Consider the following 16,288-nt stretch of genomic DNA (forward strand, 5'->3'; position numbering starts at 1 on the left):
GAAGCCTAAAGTGTCGCGCTGAAGAAGCGATGCTTTTGGCTGACCGTGTTTATTGCGTTGTTATGCATTCGTACTGTACTCTGAGTGTTTTTTATGCCAAATAACTTCCTCTTCGTAGTCGGGTCCATGCGTACCCAGAACGATATAGGCAAATATTTCCCTAAGTGATCTGCGAAGGTGAGGAATATCATCGTGCATAATTGGTGAATATGGCATATCACCGTAACGACTTGCTGGATGAAGAGTCATTACCCGCTGCTCATAGAACTCGTGGAAATATTTTTCTGTAATATCTGGTTCAGGTAAGCCAAACGGTTTATCAAAATGTTCGTGTAGCCACAATGCTGCGTCATGTGACGAAGGATTGATAACGCCATCTTCTCTTAACTTGCGTAAAACGAGGGTGAACGATGCATCAAGGGCAATATAAAGTGACACAATTGCTTCCTCAGAAAACTCGTAATGGAAACTCAACATATCAGACTTAACAAGAGCATATATTCCACGCAGAACAACGTAGTTGGCCGGCGACAAGGCTTTCCAAAATGAAAGGAGTCGATCAAAGCCATAATGATCAGGCTCCACAAGATCGTATGGCTTTTCTAGACAGTTAACAATACGGTCTTGCATGAGACCTGGTTTCGAATTTCGCGCTAGTTTGAGAAGCAGGGCTTTTACGTCATTGACAATCGAGGGCCGTGAAAGATCTATATTTTCTTCTTCAAGTAAATGACCATATCGTACAATCGGATAGAAGCGTATGTATGCATCGTCTCTACGCTCACAAAGTAGCAGCGATGATATTAAACGAAGCTCTTGAGGTGATGCCCAGTCAAATTCGGAGAATGGAGCATCTGGGTCGAGCGAGCTCCAAGACTCACCCTTGACGATCGAGAAGGAAATTTCCGTATCTGCATGGAACACTCCATTCGGAACGTGCAGTGTCCCACGTGGGTAATAACCTTTTGGTTCGAACACCATCACGCGGTTTGCCACGCCTTTAGCTCGCGCCCAGCGTTGCTCACTACTGACGAATCGAATATTTGACGTGGTATGTGTCATTTTTAGAAACGTTCTTGCTCAATTCTATGGTGCATAACTTAAAGCCCAGCCGCGCCGCTTTTTGGTGTCTACTTTATCGGGGGAGGTTCACGTCCTGGTTGAGTTGGTTGTTAGAGCACATTATTCAGACTCCGAAATAAATCTAAGAAATGAGTCGCCCATGGCTGTAGTGCGCTTCTGTCCAAGGCCATTGCCGGTCATAGTTAGATGCAACCCATCAGTATTCACTAAGCCCCTAGAATACAGATCCCTCCAAAACTGGTCATAAAGATCGCGACGGTTACGCATTTCCGGTATATTGTGCTCCAAAACACTACTGAGGCCACCCATACTTATATTTGGCGGCGGCGTTGGTTCTTGGAATAGTTTCAATATACGGAGGTGCACCTCTGTTAGAGAATCAATGAAATCTAGAAATATATGTTGTAGTGCTTCTTCGGGCGCCTGGTCAGTAGCGATATTTACAACAGCATTTCGCAGAGCCGCTATTTTTTCTTCTTGATGTGTTCTTAGTGCTAGATGAGAAGCATACATTGCAGCAGAAATAAACTGTTCATTTTCTTTAAGGTCTTCCAGATTTAGGCCATTTTTTTCCAGTTCCTGTAGTTTTTCCCCAACTTTAGCCATCCATTCACCACGCCGTTTCTCAAGTGGAGGTTGAACGACATTTTGAAATAGCTCAGCAGCAGGCCCGCCAATTACTGGAACCGCCGATAATCCGGCCTTTGCTATTGAGTGAGCTACATCTCCAGGAGACTTTGATGGCACTTCAATTTCATCATCTTCCATGGTTTGATACCTTGTGCTCTCACAGCTAGTTAAACAGACGTCTGTCTTTTACTGTGTTAGAAAGATGTCTGCCTATCCCGGAGCCGGGTCCTGATATTACAGACATTACCCATAATCGTAGCAGGGATGCAGTGGCTTTTCGAGGTTGGCAATGCACCGTTTTGTCGAGATATTGGGGTTTTCCCTGATGCAGGCAGATTTGTCAAAAGATAGACGGAGCATAATGGTGTCCAGCAACTCCTGATGACTGCTTTGGGTCGGTCAGCGCCCATCAGAATTTGTCGCATACTTGGTGATCCTGTCACCACCGGGAGAACCGACCATGACCTACCGTACCGAGTTTCCACATTACGCTGGACCCTGGAACAAGGGTAGATTAGTTGGCCTGAAGCCGCCACTGAAAATCCGTGAAATCTCGGCAATCCGTATCCGCCTTCAGTAGGCTACAAGGTGAGAGAACTGGCCCTATTCAATCTAGCCCTGGACAGCAATTCCTTGGCCGGTAAGCGGCAAAGCGTGTGATCGCTTACCGGCTAAATGCGGCCATTCAACGCTACCGGAACCCGCGCCGCATGCCTTTCCTGCGTCGGGTTCACCGGCTTGTTAGCACAATTCATCGAATCAGCCACGCCGTACCTAGAAAAGATGAAGTTCATGCTCTTCAGTTCCCTTCGGTACGGGCTTCAATTCATCCGCGAGTGGGTCATACATGTACTCCCACTCGATCCCTTCTCGGTCATAATTTTCCTCTTGGACCGTGTACTTATAGCCGAGGATCATCAGTTCCTCTTGAGCCATCCACCGTTCTACGCCATACCGTTTCATGTATGCGTCGGTCAGAGGGTTGACTGGAATCCCATTTTTCAGCCACTTTTTTCCGTCGCTCAGCCGTTCGGTTGGCTTGACCTTCATTTTCGACCTCGGTCGTGACATTTGTTTCCTCGTTCTAACGCCAGCCATAACCGGCGCATTTGTAGCGAGCGCAGCGAACGAAAAATGCGTCCGAGTTTATGGCCTTGTTAGGCGACTGAACTGAACTAAACATGTTTCTAAGTTTTCCTTCCAAGTTTCATCGTCATTCGTAACGATCTCCATGCCACTCATTGCCATGTTAATATGACATATCACAGTACTAAAGGCATACACAAGGTGATCGGGATCTTGAAAATATGGGCAGATTGCATAGTAAAGTCTTTGGAACGATCTGGGATGTGTTGTTTCTTTGAACTCACCAGCCAAAATATCTTGGGCTGTTAGCACGAGAGTTGCTATTGCTACCCCAAGACCTCTTTTCTTTAGAACGGATTCATCGGCAACGTCTGCAAGAACCCATTTCGTTGCTGAATTATCTGCTTCTGTTTCTTGTTCGCGCGATTCTTCATTGTTGATGGGTTCATTTTTATGACCATGATTTATGTGCGCAAATTCATGGTGAATTATCCAGGCTGCGGCACATAGATATAGCTCATTCGCAACTCTTACATCTTCGTTAATGGTTGCATCCACGTCTGGCTTGGCTTTATCACTAGGCCACTCTTTGAGAGGACTCTGTTGCAACTTCTCCATGCCCCATTTATACAAGGAAAGCGCCCCTCTTGATCTTTCATTTCTGTTAAGATCAAATTCGCTAGCAGAGCCCTGATTCGCGGTACTGTATTCTTGGTACGCTACGTAAAATGCGTAACACGCACACCACAAGTACTCCAGTGCCGCTGTTGGCAGCTTAATTTCTTTTGACTCTGTATTAACCCTAAAACTAAATTTTTGGTCATTCGTAAATACAGCACATGGATCGTGTTCGATACGAAATTTCTTAAGCGTATCAGCTTTTTCAGGAGCGATTCTCGCCACTGAATCGATCAAATCTTCATCCAGAGCTCGAATTGGTGACATAGCCATTCCTTATCGCCTAACGACTTGGCTCAGTGGGGCGAGAGATAGCGAACGTCAACTGTAGCCTATGGTTAGATTCCATTTACAACCTCTCTATCAGAGGTAGATATTTCATGAAATAATGTAGTAATTTCATCTGATATAGCGTCAATTACTCCTACCATTTCATCTCTTTCTTGTTGTTCAACAATCAAATATTGAAAATACGCATTAATTGCATCAAGGACTACCAATGGCACATAAAAGTATTGGTTGATATGCGTTGGGCAATTGTGATCGCGTGGACCAATAACGCCATCAGTCTCGTCTAGATAGTGGTACCATAGACTTACCCATGTTCCATGTACGTGGTGCGATCCAATCCTTTGGCCTACAACATAAGCTAACCTATCGTGCCCGATTCTCTCGATCATTTGTGCGAGATTGGGAAGTTTTCCAGACTGATTAATGAATTCCTCAGTTAATCCTGACTTTGTAAAATAATTATCTATAGAGTTTAACATTCGTTCCTCTATAGCCATTACTTTTCCACCACCAGCTCTAATGTTCTCTTCGATTTTTTGTTTAAGCTCTATTTCTGTTTTAAGGCCTTCAGCAATAAATCTATTGAAATAATCATCTGTGGGGTTTGAGCACATCCAATTCAATTTTATAGCTGATTCAAAAACACAACGATCAATGATAGATGTGGTTTCCCCATATAGCCCCTCATGAGAGAGAGTTACATTAGACAACATAAGCCTCGAGCATCTATTAAGAAGCCCAATCAATACTGAGTGATAAATTGGATTCATGTCCCGAATGGAGGGTGAAGCCAAAGAAATACATGAAAAATAATTTGCTAAGTGACCAACGTATTTGTACCACTCGAACATGACAGGACGGTAGTCGCCACCATCTTGACACTCCAGAAGTAGTTCATCAGAGAATTCAGGCGGTAATGGGATGTTCATTGCTTCCATTATTGAATCTAACGTTAACATCAGCGGAAGGCAAAAGGGGCGCGTATTTTTGCTTTTGCAAAAATCGCGACGTTTTTGGCTATCCGCCGGATGTTCTGGTTAGGCAATATTTTAGCCGTATAATGGGTCATTAAAGTAACCATCTATAGCAATAGCTACAGCAATGCCTCATATTTATTTGATTCTGCTAGTTCTATTAACTCAACTTTGTTATTTGAGTCGTAATCAACCCGGAACCCTGACAGGAAAGCATCACTTTCCTCATTAGAAAATTCTACTGGGCCCATAACAGATAAAACTTCATTTCTGTTCATACCTAAATTAACTGGCCCTACTCCAACGCCTGGCCTAATATCGAATTGTTTCATTAAGTTTTATGCCTAACAGTGATTTAGACAGAATCTGCCTTTTCCAGGATATAGACAGATTCTGTCTATTCCGGACCCGGGTCCTGATATTACAGAAATTACCCATAATCGTAGCAGGGAGGAAGGGGCTTTTCGAGGTTGGCAGGGAATCATTTTGTCGAGACATCAGGGTTTCCCCTACCTCATCCAGTCTGTTTTTGATCCCGTCAGACGCCGCCGAGCATCGCAGTGGAAGGAGGAACAGCCCGAAGGGTGCGCGCATGGACGCGCGCACTCGCCAGTCGGCACACGGATGTGCCGTCTGGCGAGCCCGACCGGAGCGAGAAGCGCAGGGAACCGGCGGCGTCTTTCGGGCGCGTTTCCTTTGGTTCGTTTCGTTGTCGCGTTACAACGAAATGAACTCGCCGCGCGGGCGCGAGAGCCCGCTTTCAAGATCAAGGGCGCCCGCAGGGCGAACCTCCTGGACAGACTGGATTCCGGGTCGCGCCTCCGGCTTGCCCGGAATGACGGGAGTGCCGAAGGGCGATTCTTTATTTTAAAGACTGGATTGTCTTGCCACATCCCTGTAGCTCGCCCTTCGAGTAAATGGGATCGGTGATAAACGAGAAGTACTTGCATTACTATTTATCGCCGACCACTTTCTCGCGATGACCGCTTCGGGTCGTTTGCCGTCATTTGTGATAGTCATATTATGCTAACAAAACCTGATTATTTTTAGGTGCTATATATATAAAATTATGTATCACAAAAATATGATATTTCTGGTCATGTGCTTTGGTTCCACGATCAGCAGGCGAGTGTATCTTTGAATGGCGTAGTAATAACACTAATTATGTGGATAATCCGCCTGAAGAATCTTAAGCCCAGCTGCTGCACGTTCCTGCCATTATTAAGATTCACTTCTTGATCCCGCTCCACCGAGCTTACCCCCCTGATCGCCGGCCTCGGCACCCTCCAAATCCCACTATCGTCATTGCCTAAGCCGGCCAGAAGTGCCCCAATTCTGTGGCTAAGCACGAATAGGTTTTTTCCTGGACGATAAAATTTCCTACAGAAGCTTTATTTTTTAATTATTCTGACTACAGTTAGTAACTAATATCTATATTTTGTGTAGGAAGCGTGCTGTTTGCACAAGATATAGTGATATGGCAGACTATTTGTGAGGTATATTGGCACTAAGTTCAGCTGAGCCTAACAATATATATCAGTGTATACACAGATTTTAGTACACACATAGAATATACGTGTTTCTGGTCATGATTCATATGAATAGGATAGGAAGTACCGTTCTTTAACAAGTAGAGTGAATGATGCGATCGCTCGTACCAGACAAAGTCATACCGATTGATGAATTACGTAAGGCCCCTGAAGAGTGCTTTACAGACCAGGCAGTAGCAGTTAGTTCAGACGACGGTAAGATTATTGGGTATCTCTTAGACACAACGCTGTATGAAGAGATGATGTCAATTATTCGGCAATCTGAGCAGACCGATACATTTGAAGGCAGCTTTCAAGTCAGTGAAGAACGGTTGAGGGAGATAGTTAGTCAAGCTGAACTGGTATTAAGTAATGCAACGGATTCAGATCTTGACTCATATTCAGAATAGTAGGCGATCGGTAGAGTGTTCAGGTTGACATTCACATGGTGTAATAATAGTAGTGATATCAGCAACTTAATATTATGGTGGCCTGGATAACGGATATTTGCAATTTATCGCTATATTCCATGTGATATTTGCAACATATCAGTTAATAAATTTGCAATTTATGGGAGCTAAGCAAGGCGTAAGTCATTGATTTTAAGTGGAGGCGATTATCACTTTATGGTTAAACCTACACGTTGCAGCACTTCCCGAAAATGCTCACGTATTGATTTATACGCTGCGCTTTTCGGGAAGCACTGCGCCTTGCCCATGACTCCCTCGCTTGCTCTTAACTAAGTGAATGGAAACGCCTTTTTAACCGAAATGCTTCATACAATACCTTATCAGAATAACTGGGCTTACAATGATATTAGTCGGTTAGTTAGCAGCCAAGTTTTACTATCAGAGTCGTGTATCTTCTGTAATGTTCCTCTTATTGATTTGCCAGAAGATTATTTGGGTGATGACAATTATGAGGTGCTAACTGAATTGCAGCTATGCCCTAATTGTGGTTGGTGGTCAGTTTCACAGGCTCATTCTGACAAGCAGATGTGGGATGATGAGCTAGAGCGCATGGTATTTTTATACGGTGGAATTGGTAGCTTAAAAGAGTTGAGCCTCAATGATATTAATGAACCATTGGCAGAGATACGACAGTACCTGATAGGAAAGTTTGGTGACCGTTTTGTGGTCAACCCGAAGGTTTTCGAGAATGTGGTGGCAAGCGTATTCCGAAATCTTGATCAGAATGTTGTAGTTACTGCATATTCAGGCGACGGAGGTATTGACGCAGTAATGACAGATGGATCTGATTTAGTTGGTGTTCAAGTAAAAAGGTATAAAAGTAAGATTGAAGTTGAGCAGATCCGTGCCTTTGCAGGAGCTTTATACCTTCATGGTTATTCCCGAGGTGTTTTTGTCACAACTTCTGATTATCAGGCAGGATGTAAGCGGACAGCTCGGTTATATGCAGAAAGAGGCCTTCCGATCCAACTTTATAATGCTCAAAACTTCTATTCAGCACTAGAGTTATCTCACTACAACACACATTCAAATTGGGCTACTCGAGAAAAAATACTCTCCATAGTTCAAAATTCGGATCTCCATCCAATTTTTAATTAAGGGCCAATAGGCTCAGACTCGATTGGAATAGTTTTATCAGTGCTCTACGGGAGAGTTGCGGGCTAAAAATAATAATCCGCATCGCCACGGAAGGCTTTTTATAACAGGTGAGTTATATGGAATATGTAAGTGGGGAATCAATGATTGCTTTTATTGCAGTCTTAATTGCGATTATGAATGTTGTTTTCTTAGTCAAACATAACAAGTTATCGGTTATGCCGCATTTGGTAATTTTTGATGAAAAAAATACTGCTAATTCAAGATTAGAAGTAAAGACTTTGCTTATCAATAAAGGATTAGGTCCTGCAAAAATAAAAGAGTTTAATGTGTATCTCATTAAAAAGGGGACGTAGGGATTTAATTTTAACCAGTTTCATTCAGTGCTCAACGGGAGAGTTGCGGTAATAAAAGCAATAATCCGCATCGCCACGGAAGGCTTTTATGAATTCGCAAGCGTGCTAATAAGGGGACCAATAGAGTTAGACTCGATTGAAAAGTTTTATTCAGTGCTAAACGTGAGGTCTACAAAGTTACTAGGGTCAGGTCTTGCCTTTTGACTTTCAGAAGTCAAAAGACATGACCTGACCCCGTTGGGCGCTAGTTTAATGTAATAGGATAAGAGTAATGGCTAGGAAGATTTCGTCTTCACAGATTCGCACCAAGCTTAGGCAGCAGCAAAACAAGCAAAGGCAGGCTGTAAATAAGTACAACCAAGCCGTGCGGAAGCACAATCAAAACGTTCGTCGCGCTGTCAATAATTATAATAATGAAGTAAGAAGGTATAACGCCCGAGTTCGGGCATATCGCCAAAAAATGATTACTGAGTTAAATAAATTTAGTTCTCGCACAACTATACGATATGAAGTGTTACGAACATCAACCCTTTCTCTTAATAGTACATACCAAAATCTTGAAGCGAAAGAGCGTGATTTTGAAAATTATGAATTTGGTAATGAGTTTCTTGATCTATCAGAGAAAGAGAATGCTAATAGCCTTGCCGTTTCGAATGCTTTAGAGAATGACGACCAAGAGAATTCGGATTTTAATGAAGATGGACTTTCGAATACTACTATTACTATCGAACTTATTCAGATATCTGACGATCTTGATAATCGCTGGAAGGGGGCTCTATTTTCCCTGAGCCCAAGAAATCCTGATGCATCACGACATTTTTGCACAAGTGCAAGAGAAATATTTATTCAAATTCTCAATCATCATGCTCCGGATAGTGTGGTTCTTGCACGTTTTCCAGAATGCGATAAAACTGAAAATGGTGCTCCAACGAGAAGATGGAAAATTAAGTACATTTTAGTAAATGCTGGAATTGTAAGCGATGAAGCTGTGGATTTTGTCGATGAAGATATGAAGAATGTTCTTCAGCTCTTTCGTGTTTTCAATGATGGGACACATGGCGAGGTTGGAAAATACGAGTTTGAAAAATTAGTTGCAATTAAAGAAAGAGTTGAAAGTGGAATTTTATACCTTTCAAAAATTAGCAATTATGCATGATAGGGAATGGTGTCGGAGGGATTTAATTTTAACCAGTTTCATTCAGTGCTCAACGGGAGAGTTGTGGGAATAAAAATAATATCCGCATCGCCACGGATGGCTTTTATTAACTAAGATAATACAGACAAAGACTATTTCTAATAAATGAATATTAAGTATTTATTGAGACTGTAAATTAAATTGTGTAACTGCTCAAAGTCCCATACCCTTGATAATAAAGGAGAAGACACATGAGCAGAAGAACAAAAACCAAAACCGATCTCGACCCGCAGCTTGAAGAACTGGTCAAGGCAGTCAAAACGCCAGAACAGCTTGCCGCATTGACCCAGCAGCTTCAGCAAAAAGCCTTTGAGGCCATGCTCGAAGGCGAGATGACTGACCATCTCGGCTATCCCAAGCACGCCACAGCCGGCCACAACACCGGCAACAGCCGTAACGGGTATAGCGCCAAAACCCTCAAAGGCGAACAGGGCGCACTGACCCTCGATGTGCCTCGAGACCGTAACGGCGAGTTTGAGCCGCTCATTATTCCCAAGGGGCAGACGCGTCTGCCGATGTTCAACGATAAAATCCTGGCGCTCTACAGTCGGGGCATGAGTACCCGCGATATCGTTGCCATGCTACTAGAGCTCTACGGCGTCGAGGTTTCCCCTACGCTCATCTCCCAGGTCACCGCGCAGGTGATTGAGGAAGTGCAGCAGTGGCAGTGCCGACCGCTGGACGAGATCTATCCCATCGTCTATCTGGACTGCATCCACATCAAGATCCGCCAGGACAAGCGGGTCAGCAACAAGGCCATCTATCTGGCGCTGGGTATCAACCTGGACGGCCAGAAAGAACTGCTGGGGCTCTGGCTCAATGAGAACGAGGGGGCTAAGTTCTGGTTGTCCGTGTTGACCGAACTCCAGCAGCGGGGTGTCCGGGATATCTTTATCGCCGCCGTGGACGGTCTGACCGGCTTCCCCGAGGCGATCAATACCGTCTACCCCAAAACAAAAATCCAGCTGTGTATCGTCCACATGGTGCGCAACTCGCTGAAGTTCGTGGCCTGGAAACAGCGCAAGGCGGTCGCCGCGGATTTGAAAAAGATCTACACCTCCCTGACGGTGGCCGAAGCCGAGCAGGAGCTCGACGCCTTTGCGGCTCGCTGGGATGATCAGTTCCCGTCGATCAGTGCCAGCTGGCGGCGACACTGGCCCAACCTGATTACCCTGTTCGACTATCCGGATGACATCCGTCGGGTGATCTACACGACCAACGCCATCGAATCACTGAACAGCGTGATCCGCAAGGCGGTCAAAAATCGCAAGGTTTTCCCTAACGATGAATCCGCCCTCAAGGTCGTCTACCTGGCCATCCAGGCGGCATCGAAAAAATGGACCATGCCCATTCACCATTGGAAGAACGCGCTCAATCGCTTTATGATTGAATTCCCGGACAGAATGCCGGAGCAGTTCTAAGCGGGCAGTTACACAGAATTATTTACAGTCTCTATTTATTTTCATTCGATCCTCATAAAAGCTTCCTGAAGCTCCCTGTGCTGTGGGTTACCATTATAAGTTTCATACTATTGTCATTGTGTTTTGCAGTAATAATAACGATCAATAGTGACTTAACATTAAGATTCGATTATCAAGGCTTTAATAATTTTGTTTCTATATACAAGGTCCCATTAGGTATGGCAGCATTAATTATACCTATTGTTGCCTTGTTGGCGGCTAACCATAGATCAGAGCAAACTAAGGCGCAAATACTATCAAATAATCAGCAAAATATATTTTCAAATTATTATAAGCATATAGAAGAATTCGAGAAATATATTGAAACAAACATTGATCAAACAGAGATGTTAATCGAAAAGAAAAGGAGTTGCCATAGGCGAATATATCCGAAGGCATCGAAAGGCGACTTCTCTGTTGACGAGGAACTAGCCGCAAAAGTTGAAACTAATTCTAATGAAATATATGAATTTATCGAATATTTTCATAAGGGACATCGCAAGATGTCGCACGATACTATAGTGGATATAGAGTTAAATTTAAGAGAAATAGAAAGAAATCTATCAATGAGATGGTCACCTAAAAACGTTAATACGGTTACATTAAATAATGTGACTGTTAGGGCACAGAAAAATAGCTTGAAGCACTATTTTCGAAATATAAAGAATCGCTCTCATGCAATTCTGGATGTCCTGGAATTTGATCAGTATTTTGAGGTTCCCAAGAGTTTGAGGTTTATTGCAAGAGGAAATTATTCTGAGGTTCCAGATGTTGAGATTAAAGAAAATGGTAGCTATCCAGCATTTGAGTTTATCAAAGATTATAAAGGATGAGTTCCACATGTCGGGGTCGGATCAAGGTAAGGTCTTGATTTAGTGAGAAAGTTCCTGGCTTAATTATGGCGGGGTCGGACCAAGGTAAGGTATTGATTTAGTGGAAAACTCCTCGGGTTTTTCGCCTTTATAAAGGCTTAGAGGCCCCATTTTTGGGTTAAAAATGCCTGTTTAATGAAAATGCCGGAGAACATCGTTTTTATCAGTGCTCAACGGGAGAGTTGCGGTAACAAAAACAAGAATCCGCACGTGCCAGGGACGGTTTTAATTTTGTGATACAGCGGGGTGTTTGACATGCTGTTATTGAAACGGGGAAAGATGATGCGCGTTGTGCTGGCGCTGCTGGTGGGGTCGTTCGCCGGTGCTGGTGTTGCGGCGCAGGGGTTTATCGACAAGGCCGGGGCGCGGATGCCGGTTGTCGATTCGCTGGCGGTGGTGGATGAGCGGCTGGACAAGTTGATCATTTATCTGTTGCCGACGCGCCTGAGCGATGATGAGAAGCGCCGGATCGGCCGTGGGAGTGCGTTGATGGTGTTGATGAACAAGGGCAGCCCGGACTCTCGCAAGTGGGACGGGTATCCCTATGCCACGCTGGAGTTGCAGTACCGCGGAGCGGGTTTTGCGTCGGATCAGGATTTGTACAGCTACGCGCTCATGATCCAGGGTATTCACCAGCAGAATCGGGCAAGTACGCTCAACGGCCATTTTGCCGAACAGGCGCGCTTGCAGGGGTACCGTTTTGACGGGGAACGCATCCGGTTTCGTTTCACCGGCCGGCGCGAACTGGTCGAGACGCGCTGGGAGCTGGATATCAACGCACCAATTATTGAGAGCGGGGATGCTGAATCCGGTGCTCGCTGACAAGATACAGGTTTGAAGTAAAAACGGGAATTTAACTCGTTCATCAGTGCTCAACGGGAGAGTTGCGGGAATAATAAAAACAGCCGCATGGCCAGGGAAGGCTCTATTTTTAAACGGGTGCGCCGGCCATGGCGCATCCGGCAAGTTGTCAGGTGAGGTATGCCAAAACACGAATCCAAACAGTGCGCGCGGTGTCAGACCGTTTTTGAATGCAAATCCGGCTCGATCATGCTTTGCCAGTGCCAGACGGTGGTGCTGAGTAGCGAGCAGCTGGAGTATATCTCCGAGCAGTACGAGGATTGTCTGTGCAGCCGCTGTCTGCTGGAAGTGCGGTCGGAATACAACGAACTGCAGCACGCGCGCAAGATCCGCGCGTTGAGCAAGTCTTAACACCATGCCGGGCAAATTGCCGCAGCGGATCGTCTGCCTGACCGAAGAGCCGACGGAGATCCTGTATCGGCTGGGCGAGCAGGGGCGGATCGTGGGGATTTCGGGGTTTACGGTGCGCCCGCCCGAGGCGCGCAAGGAAAAGCCGAAGGTCGCGGCGTTTACCACGGCGAAGCTGGACAAGATCCTGGCGCTGGAACCGGATCTGGTGGTGGGCTTTTCCGATCTGCAGGCGGACATTGCCGCCGGACTGATCCGCGAGGGCGTGCAGGTGCTGATCACCAACCAGCGGTCGGTGGATGAAATCCTGGATAACATCCTGTTACTGGGCAACCTGGTCGGTGCCGCAAACAAGGCACAGGCGTTGGTTGCGGAATTGAACGCCAATATCGAGCAGGCCCGGGAACAGGCCGCCACGTTGTCGCGTCGCCCGCGGGTCTATTTCGAGGAGTGGGACGATCCGATGATCTCGGGCATCCGCTGGGTGTCGGAGTTGATCGGTATCGCCGGCGGCGAGGACGTTTGTGCCGATCGGGCGCAGCATCCCGATGCGAAGCGGCGCATCATCGCCGATGCCAATGAGGTCATCGAACGGGCCCCGGAGATCATCATTGGCTCCTGGTGCGGCAAGAAGTTTCAGCCGGCCACGGTGGCTGAACGCCCCGGCTGGGATCGGATCCCGGCGGTGCGGGACAACCGGTTATATGAAATCAAATCCCCCCTGATATTACAGCCGGGTCCGGCGGCGTTGAGTGATGGCCTGGCGCAGCTGGTGGCGATCATTCAGCAGCGGGACGCGCATTCAGTCGTCTGACCCGGATCCGTCGCGTTGCTGCTTGAGCCGGGCGACGGAGAAGTGCATTAACGCAGGCTGGATCAAGCACCGCGGTTCCACCTGAAACCTGGCGCCGGAATAACTGCAAGCAGGCTCAACCCGCCTGCCAGTGCCAGTCCCGAACTTCCGGTTTGTCCATGCCGTATTCATGCGCGTAATTGCGGCAGTCGATCTGCATATCGCGCAGTTTCTCCTTGATGTGGGCGCCGGCGACCAGCAGGCCGGGTACCCGGTTGATGACGTCGATGGCGAGGCTGAAGCGATCGATTTCGTTCTGGATTGCCAGCTCCAGCGGCGTGTTGATGTTGCCCTTCTCCTTGTAACCGCGCACATGCAGGTTGTGGTGATTGGTCCGCCGATAGGCCAGGCGGTGAATCAACCAGGGATAGCCATGAAAGTTAAAGATGATGGGTTTGTTGACGGTAAACAGACTGTCGAAATCCCGGTCGTCCAGGCCGTGCGGGTGTTCCCTGGCCGAGGACAGGGTGTACAGATCCACCACGTTGATAAACCGGATCTTGAGTTTGGGGAAATTTTCGCGCAGTAACATCACCGCGGCCAGGGCTTCCTGGGTGGGGACATCGCCACAGCCGGCCATGACGACATCCGGTTCGTCGCCCTGATCGTTACTGGCCCAGTCCCAGATTCCAATGCCCTTGGTGCAGTGCCTGATTGCTGTCTCCATATCCAGGTACTGCGGGTGCTTCTGTTTGTCGCAGACAATGACATTGACGTCATTGGTGCTGCGCAGGCAGTGATCGGCCACCGATAACAGGGTATTCACATCGGGCGGCAGGTAGATGCGGGTGACGCTGGGACTCTTGTTGACCACGAGATCCAGAAAACCGGGATCCTGGTGAGTAAAACCATTATGGTCCTGACGCCAGACCGTGGAGGTGATCAGCAGATTCAGCGAGGAGACCGGCGCCCGCCACGGAATGTCTTCGGCAATATCCAGCCACTTGGCGTGCTGGTTGAACATGGAATCGATGACATGCACAAATGCCTCGTAGGTGGAGAAAAAGCCGTGCCGCCCGGTGAGCAGATAACCTTCCAGCCAGCCTTCCAGGGTGTGTTCGGAGAGCAGCTCCATGACCCGGCCGTCCGGCGAGAGTTCGCCGCCGTCCGCGTCCTCGGGCAGATACTCCGCCAGCCAGGTTTTGCCGCTGGCCTCGTAGACGGCATTAAGTTTGTTGGAACTGGTTTCGTCCGGCCCGAAAACCCGGAAGTTGGCGGGATTACTACGCAGGATATCGCGCAGGAACTCGCCGAGCGGCCGGGTATTCTCGACGTCAGTTTGCCCCGGTTTGTCCACTTTGGTCGCGTAGTGGCGAAAATCCGGCAGACGCAACGCCTTGCGTAACAGGCCGCCGTTGGCATGCGGGTTGGCGCTCATGCGGCGCAGTCCCTTTGGTGCCAGCTGCCGCAATTCGTCGATGAGCTGGCCCCGTTCGTCGAACAGCTCGTCGGGTCGATAGCTGCGCAACCACTCTTCCAGCAGTTTCAATTGCTTGCGGTTGTTGCGCACGTCACCCAGCGGGACCTGGTGGGCGCGCCAGAACCCCTCCACCTTGTGACCGTCTACTGATTTGGGGCCGGTCCAGCCCTTGGGACTGCGTAACACGATCATCGGCCAGTGAGGCCGTGTCGGTTCGCCGCTGCGCCGGGCTTCTGCCTGGATACGTTGTATTTCCAGGACACATTGCTCGAGGGTTTGCGCCATGTGCTGGTGCATATAGACGGGGTCGTCTCCCTCGACGAAGAATGGCTGCCAGCCGTAGCCTTCCAGCAGCTTGCGCAGTTCCTCGCGGGGGATGCGCGAGAGGACGGTGGGGTTGTTGATCTTGTAGCCGTTGAGATTGAGGATGGGTAATACCGCCCCATCGCGGATGGGATTGAGAAACTTGTTGGCATGCCAGGCGGTGGCCAGCGGTCCGGTTTCAGCTTCCCCGTCGCCGATCATCACGTTGACCAGCAGATCCGGGTTGTCGAACGCCGCGCCAAAGGCGTGGGACAGGCTGTAACCCAGCTCCCCGCCTTCATGAATGGAGCCGGGGGTTTCCGGTGTACAGTGACTGCCGATCCCGCCGGGAAAGGAGAATTCCTTGAAGAACCGTCGCAGGCCCTCTTCGTCCTCACTCTTGTTGGGATAGATCTCGGAATAGGTCCCCTCGAGATAGACCGGCCCCAGCACTCCGGGCGCCCCATGCCCGGGACCGGCAAGAAAGATGGCGTTCAGATCATACTTGTTGATAAGCCGGTTAAGGTGCACATAGGTGAAACTCAATGCGGGACTGGCGCCCCAGTGACCGAGCAGGCGCTCCTTGATATGGGCGGGCTTCAGCGGCCGGCGCAACAACGGATTGTCGCGCAGATAGATCATGCCGGCCGCCAGGTAATTGCAGGCCCGCCAGTAGGCGTGTATCCGCTCCAGTTCCTGATCGCTCAAAATGACGTCCTGCGGGGATAACGGTGTGGCGCTGCTCATTGTGAATTCCTTCTGGGTGTAATACGAATGGGTGACG

The 16,288-nt window shown here is 47.8% G+C and carries 16 protein-coding genes; 9 read left to right on the plus strand and 7 right to left on the minus strand.

Features of this window, described 5'->3' with window-relative positions; all coding sequences use genetic code 11:
• Nucleotides 1-60: 60 nt before the first annotated feature.
• The 6 genes from U5J94_RS00960 to U5J94_RS00985 all read right to left on the minus strand — a co-directional run bounded on the left by U5J94_RS00960 (nucleotide 61) and on the right by U5J94_RS00985 (nucleotide 5,074).
• Nucleotides 61-1,062, minus strand: coding sequence for a hypothetical protein (locus tag U5J94_RS00960; RefSeq protein WP_322563779.1), 1,002 nt, complete (start codon nucleotides 1,060-1,062; stop codon nucleotides 61-63).
• 120 nt (nucleotides 1,063-1,182) lie between these two features.
• Nucleotides 1,183-1,851, minus strand: coding sequence for a hypothetical protein (locus U5J94_RS00965; protein ID WP_322563780.1), 669 nt, complete (start codon nucleotides 1,849-1,851; stop codon nucleotides 1,183-1,185).
• Between the two features lie 636 nt (nucleotides 1,852-2,487).
• The gene (locus tag U5J94_RS00970; RefSeq protein WP_322563781.1) at nucleotides 2,488-2,763 is read right to left on the minus strand and encodes a hypothetical protein; all 276 of its coding nucleotides are present in this window, start codon (nucleotides 2,761-2,763) and stop codon (nucleotides 2,488-2,490) included.
• 96 nt (nucleotides 2,764-2,859) lie between these two features.
• Nucleotides 2,860-3,744, minus strand: coding sequence for a phage exclusion protein Lit family protein (locus U5J94_RS00975; RefSeq protein WP_322563782.1), 885 nt, complete (start codon nucleotides 3,742-3,744; stop codon nucleotides 2,860-2,862).
• Nucleotides 3,745-3,815: 71 nt separating this feature from the next.
• On the minus strand, nucleotides 3,816-4,706 hold the full coding sequence (locus U5J94_RS00980; RefSeq protein WP_322563783.1) for a DUF5677 domain-containing protein: 891 nt from the start codon (nucleotides 4,704-4,706) through the stop codon (nucleotides 3,816-3,818).
• A gap of 155 nt (nucleotides 4,707-4,861) precedes the next feature.
• Nucleotides 4,862-5,074, minus strand: coding sequence for a hypothetical protein (locus tag U5J94_RS00985; RefSeq protein ID WP_322563784.1), 213 nt, complete (start codon nucleotides 5,072-5,074; stop codon nucleotides 4,862-4,864).
• A 1,307-nt stretch (nucleotides 5,075-6,381) separates the two neighbouring features.
• Here U5J94_RS00985 and U5J94_RS00990 point away from each other — a divergent pair.
• The 9 genes from U5J94_RS00990 (at nucleotide 6,382) to U5J94_RS01030 (ending at nucleotide 13,742) form a co-directional block, all read left to right on the plus strand.
• On the plus strand, nucleotides 6,382-6,681 hold the full coding sequence (locus U5J94_RS00990; RefSeq protein ID WP_322563785.1) for a hypothetical protein: 300 nt from the start codon (nucleotides 6,382-6,384) through the stop codon (nucleotides 6,679-6,681).
• Nucleotides 6,682-7,014: 333 nt separating this feature from the next.
• On the plus strand, nucleotides 7,015-7,839 hold the full coding sequence (locus tag U5J94_RS00995) for a restriction endonuclease (protein WP_322563786.1): 825 nt from the start codon (nucleotides 7,015-7,017) through the stop codon (nucleotides 7,837-7,839).
• A 116-nt stretch (nucleotides 7,840-7,955) separates the two neighbouring features.
• Entirely contained in the window at nucleotides 7,956-8,192 is a 237-nt protein-coding gene (locus tag U5J94_RS01000) for a hypothetical protein (protein WP_322563787.1), read from the plus strand.
• A 271-nt stretch (nucleotides 8,193-8,463) separates the two neighbouring features.
• The gene (locus U5J94_RS01005; RefSeq protein WP_322563788.1) at nucleotides 8,464-9,348 is read left to right on the plus strand and encodes a hypothetical protein; all 885 of its coding nucleotides are present in this window, start codon (nucleotides 8,464-8,466) and stop codon (nucleotides 9,346-9,348) included.
• A gap of 230 nt (nucleotides 9,349-9,578) precedes the next feature.
• Nucleotides 9,579-10,808: an IS256 family transposase gene (locus U5J94_RS01010; RefSeq protein ID WP_322563789.1), complete on the plus strand. Its 1,230-nt coding sequence runs from the start codon at nucleotides 9,579-9,581 to the stop codon at nucleotides 10,806-10,808.
• Nucleotides 10,809-11,026: 218 nt separating this feature from the next.
• A complete protein-coding gene (locus U5J94_RS01015) occupies nucleotides 11,027-11,680 on the plus strand; it encodes a hypothetical protein (protein ID WP_322563790.1) in 654 nt (217 codons plus the stop codon).
• Between the two features lie 294 nt (nucleotides 11,681-11,974).
• Entirely contained in the window at nucleotides 11,975-12,541 is a 567-nt protein-coding gene (locus U5J94_RS01020) for a hypothetical protein (RefSeq protein WP_322563791.1), read from the plus strand.
• A 159-nt stretch (nucleotides 12,542-12,700) separates the two neighbouring features.
• Nucleotides 12,701-12,931: a cysteine-rich CWC family protein gene (locus tag U5J94_RS01025; RefSeq protein ID WP_322563792.1), complete on the plus strand. Its 231-nt coding sequence runs from the start codon at nucleotides 12,701-12,703 to the stop codon at nucleotides 12,929-12,931.
• A gap of 4 nt (nucleotides 12,932-12,935) precedes the next feature.
• Nucleotides 12,936-13,742: a cobalamin-binding protein gene (locus U5J94_RS01030; RefSeq protein WP_322563793.1), complete on the plus strand. Its 807-nt coding sequence runs from the start codon at nucleotides 12,936-12,938 to the stop codon at nucleotides 13,740-13,742.
• A 115-nt stretch (nucleotides 13,743-13,857) separates the two neighbouring features.
• Here the strand turns inward: U5J94_RS01030 and U5J94_RS01035 are convergent, their stop codons facing one another.
• A complete protein-coding gene (locus U5J94_RS01035) occupies nucleotides 13,858-16,251 on the minus strand; it encodes a phosphoketolase family protein (protein ID WP_322563794.1) in 2,394 nt (797 codons plus the stop codon).
• Between the last annotated feature and the right edge of the window lie 37 nt (nucleotides 16,252-16,288).

The organism is Thiohalophilus sp. (assembly GCF_034522235.1).
Classification (GTDB): Bacteria; Pseudomonadota; Gammaproteobacteria; order UBA6429; family Thiohalophilaceae; genus Thiohalophilus.